Below are 4,666 nucleotides of genomic sequence, written 5' to 3'. Positions count from 1 at the left end.
ACATACGAACATGCAGGGACTCAAGGCCATGGTTGAGATAGAAAGCGCTCTGTGGCGACTGAATAGAACCAAAGTCACGCATAAGCTGAACGGTTGCCTTAGTAATAAAAGCGCCGCCCTTACCAAAGGTATCTGCATACACAAGGTTGTGATACGAAGGATCTGGCTGGGTCAGACCTGGGAACTTATCTGCGTGAGCAGCCCAGTCAAAGTTACCACCATCAACAATTGCGCCGCCAACAGCAGAGCCGTGACCGTCCATATACTTGGTAGTGGAATGGGTCACAATATCTGCTCCCCACTCAAGAGGACGGCAGTTCACAGGTGTAGCAAACGTATTATCAACAATCAGTGGCACGCCATGATCATGAGCAGCCTTTGCCCAGCGCTCAATATCAAGGACAACCAGCGCTGGGTTTGCAACAGTCTCACCAAAGACGCACTTGGTATTTGGCCTAAATGCTGCATTAATCTCCTCGTCAGTTGCATCTGGCGAGATAAACGTGCACTCCACACCCATCTTTTTAAGGGTGATAGCAAACAGGTTAAAGGTTCCGCCATAAATGGTGGAAAGCGCAATAAAGTGATCTCCGGCCTCAGCAATGTTGAAGACGGCAAAGAAGTTTGCGGCCTGACCAGAAGAAGTCAGCATTGCAGCAGTACCGCCCTCAAGAGCACAAATCTTTGAAGCTACATTATCCAGCGTTGGGTTCTGAACGCGAGAATAGAAATAGCCCGCAGCTTTGAGGTCGAACAACTCTCCAAGCTGCATCGACCTGTCATATTTGAACGTGGTTGATTGAATGATAGGCACTTGCCTAGGCTCACCGCAACCAGGCTGATAACCGCCCTGCACGCAGCGAGTCTCGATGCTCTCAGACATAGCATCCTCCCTCATAATCATCATCCACGCCGCGCAAACGTCTATGCGCTCCAAACGTGGACTATGTGATTATCTAAGGATACTAGTCTCTCTACCCTCAATAACACGCTCAATCAAAACTTTTTCATGTTCTGAAACAATTGCGAGGTCTGAGGTAACATCTCTGAAGTCCATGGAGTCTTTCCACTCTTTGACCAGGGAAATGTTGCGCTGAGCTGTGCAAACAATACTAAGCTCAGAGTCAATGTCCTGCATAATCTGGGTGTAATTTGCGCGTTTCTCGCCCAACATGTCACTGAGGTGGAAAAGAATGTGCTCAACTTCACGAACTTCTCGCCTTGCATGGTGTACCTCAGAGAAGCTGGTCATATCCAGGCCAAAAAGGCGCGCATCAATAGTCTCAAGCATGTAATCAAAGCGGCTGCTGACGTCTTCAAACGAGATGCCATCTCGTAGCACTGCGTCTGACCAAGCGGGCTCAAAGAGCTCATCCAAGGCACAACGCAGACTACGACGAACTGCCTTCTTGCGCAGAGCCTCACAGACGCGATCACGCTCATTCTCGCGAGTTGCTTCTACGGCGCTGACCAGCTTGGAGCCTTGAGAAAGCTCTCCGGACTCCATCAAATCTGCAACGGTATCAGAGAAGCCGTCAATCTCACGAAGACGCGTAGTTGCACCAAGCATCAGCCTATAAACAGGCTCAGCAATCTCTACTGCCTCCTCGTTAAGAAGTGGCGAGAAGAACTTAGTAAGCAGCTGAGTTCCCCTGAGCGCAAACCTAAATGCTGAAATTACCGCAGGGTCTTCTGGATGAGCGCGGAACTCTGCATATGCGTCCTCCAAGTTGGTTGCTGCATGAGCGCATGCCTCATCCAAAGCGTCAAGCGTCTCCCAGGGCTGGGTGGAAGGACCACTGACCAGCCAAAGAAGCTTACCATGAGGCTCGCGAACGTCTCCAAGCTGCTTCCAGACGCACTCGTGTTGATGACCAAGTGAACCACGTACGTCAATAGCGCACACAGCGCCCTTTGTCAGTGGGAGTTCAAATCCCAGCAGAGTCTCTGCAACATAACCCAAAAATGGGGCGTGACCAACAAGAATCAGTGTTTCTGCATCAGCGTGCTCAAGCTCTGCCTGAAGTGCAGGAAGATCTTGATCGTAAAGGGAGTCATGAATCTCCAGACCTTCTGCATCCAGCGCCTCTGCCACAATCTCTGCGGTCTCAAGTGCGCGAAGAGCAGGACTTGTCCAAATCTCAGCCTCTTCACCCTCTGGTCCCAACAGACCAAAAATATGAGGATAATTGGCAGATAAAGCTCTCTGACCAGCACGTGTGAGCTCTCGACTCATGTCTTCAGAGCCACGTTCAGATACACCATGTCGTACAAGAACCAAAGTCTTTACCATGTTTACCTCCGCTGGTCATCTGCAGAAAACTGCTTCTTATAGCGTAATAGGACGCTCGCGCAATTTTGCACGAACGTCCTATTTTTACTGCCAACGGGCAAATATATCGGTATATGGCGAGAAAAACTTTTTATCTCGCGTCTCTGCTATGCAATTTTTGCATAACGGCTATGCATAATCTGCACGCAAAAATCCAACTTGAAAGACTTAGCAACTGTAGCGGTTAAGTTAGCGCACCAATCGCGCTCCGCCACACCGCCTGTGACCGGCAATCTTAAAAGTCAGCGTTGCCAACGGTACGAGGATGAGGAATAACATCACGAATGTTGTCCACACCAGTGAGGTACATAACAAGGCGCTCAAAGCCAAGACCAAAGCCAGCATGGGTGCAAGAGCCGTAACGACGAAGATCCAAGTAATACTTATAATCGTCGGGGTTCATGCCAAGTTCAACAATGCGCTTCTCCAGAAGCTCAAGACGATCTTCTCGCTGTGAGCCACCAATAATCTCACCAATGCCTGGAACAAGGCAGTCAGCTGCAGCAACAGTCTTACCGTCATCGTTAAGGCGCATGTAGAAGGCCTTAATTTCTGCAGGGTAATCAGTAACAAAGATTGGCTTTCCAAAATGCTGCTCAGTGAGGTAGCGCTCGTGCTCAGTCTGAAGGTCAATGCCCCACTCAACAGGGTACTCAAACTTCTGACCAGCCTTTACCGCCTCCTGCAAAATCTCAATAGCCTGAGTATAAGAAACACGAGAGAACTGGGAGGTTGCAACGTGATTAAGGCGCTCAAGCAAGCCCTTATCCACAAACTTATTGAGCATCTCAAGCTCATCTGGACAGTGCTCAAGCACGTATGCAATAACGTAGCGAAGCATCTCTTCTGCAACATCCATGTCCTGCGCAAGGTCACAGAAAGCCATTTCTGGCTCAATCATCCAGAACTCTGCAGCATGTCGACGCGTGTTGGAGTTCTCTGCACGGAACGTTGGACCAAAGGTGTACACATCACCAAAGGCCATAGCAAAGTTCTCTGCCTGAAGCTGGCCAGAAACAGTGAGGTGAGAAGACTGACCAAAGAAATCCTTTGAGTAGTCAACATCGCCCTTCTCGGTACGTGGAACGTTGTTTAGATCAAGTGTGGTAACGCGGAACATCTCTCCTGCACCCTCAGCATCGGATGCGGTGATGATTGGAGTGTTCACATAGACAAAGCCACGATCCTGGAAGAACTGGTGGATGGCAAAGGCAGCCACAGAACGGATGCGGAAAACTGCACGGAACATGTTGGTGCGAGGACGAAGGTGTTGCTGCGTACGAAGATACTCAAGAGACTGACGCTTCTTCTGCATTGGATAGTCAGGGCTGGATGGTCCCTCAATCACAATGCTCTGAGCCTGTAGCTCAATAGGCTGTGGGCGATCGGGAGTAAGCTCAAGAACACCCTGAATATTCAGAGCGGCGCCAACGCCACAGGAAGCAACCTCCTCGTAATTGCCAAGGTTCTCACGATTCATAACAACCTGTAGGTCTTTGAAGCAGCTACCATCATTAAGTGTGACGAAGCCAAAATTCTTCATATCCCTTACTGAACGTACCCAGCCGGCCACGGTAACTTTTTGGCCACCAAGTTGCTCTGCATCTGCGTACAATGCAGAAATCGTGATGCGCTCCACGGGCATACCCTCCTTGTAACTCACTCTGCAGGCTTTTCCTGCGCTCTGCAGGAATATCTTACGAGACGAACAAATATTTATTTAGAATACCGCATAACCACATGGCAAACGCTCACTTTTTGCACAATCATACTTGTATCAAACCTGATACAATAAAAAAATAATCAATCGAAAAGGGGTTTGCATATTGCAGACCCTTTTTTGATTGTTCTTAAAAAGCTGAAACTCCTAGAGCCACAAGGGTTTTAGAGGTGTCTGTAATAGCGATTTTAAAGAAAAGTCGTGATAGATTGCCCACGCAAGAGACTGAAAACGCGTCAGAATGCTCATCTCAGCACCCAAAAACCCAGTAATATCAAGGATTTGCGACTTTTCTTTCAAAAAATACACTTATTTTTAAAGAAAAAGTATAAAATCTGTATCAATGCAAGGGCTACAAGGGTTTAGAGCTTCTGTATAAAGTGTATCAGGATTGCACGACAATAAAAAAAGCAAGGTCAAAAATGCTCTTGCTTTTTTGTGTCGTTTTCTAAGGCTCTAAAACGTATTTTAAGAGCCTTAAAGGTGGGGGTGGTATATTTACCCTAGAAAGATACTTCACTTTGTTTTCTATGTTCCATGTACCCCAATATTGTTGCCACACTTAGGACATTTTCCTACAAGGGGTCCCGAGCGCTTAGTGGGAATTTGTACCC

General features: G+C 48.0%; 3 protein-coding genes. All 3 read right to left on the bottom strand.

Features of this window, described 5'->3' with window-relative positions; translation table 11 throughout:
- Positions 1 to 883: PLP-dependent transferase (locus RWJ43_RS06030; protein ID WP_314008955.1), on the bottom strand; the 883-nt coding region annotated here is incomplete at its 3' end.
- A 69-nt stretch (positions 884 to 952) separates the two neighbouring features.
- Positions 953 to 2,293, bottom strand: a complete 1,341-nt coding sequence (locus RWJ43_RS06025; protein WP_314008953.1) for a phosphoglycerate mutase family protein — start codon at positions 2,291 to 2,293, stop codon at positions 953 to 955.
- Positions 2,294 to 2,567: 274 nt separating this feature from the next.
- Positions 2,568 to 3,971 carry an asparagine--tRNA ligase gene (gene asnS, locus RWJ43_RS06020; protein ID WP_314008951.1) on the bottom strand — a complete coding sequence of 468 codons (1,404 nt, stop codon included), beginning with the start codon at positions 3,969 to 3,971 and terminating at the stop codon, positions 2,568 to 2,570.
- Between the last annotated feature and the right edge of the window lie 695 nt (positions 3,972 to 4,666).

Origin of the sequence: Lancefieldella parvula, assembly GCF_963530955.1 — a bacterium.
In the GTDB taxonomy this organism is placed as follows: Bacteria; Actinomycetota; Coriobacteriia; order Coriobacteriales; family Atopobiaceae; genus Lancefieldella; species Lancefieldella parvula_A.
Note: the sequence above shows the minus strand (reverse complement) of the source record. Positions and strands in the feature narration are given on the sequence as shown.

Coding starts and splice junctions, on each gene's coding strand:
- RWJ43_RS06025 (WP_314008953.1), bottom strand. CDS start 2,293: ATGGTAAAGACTTTGGTTCTTGTACGACATGGTGTATCTGAACGTGGC.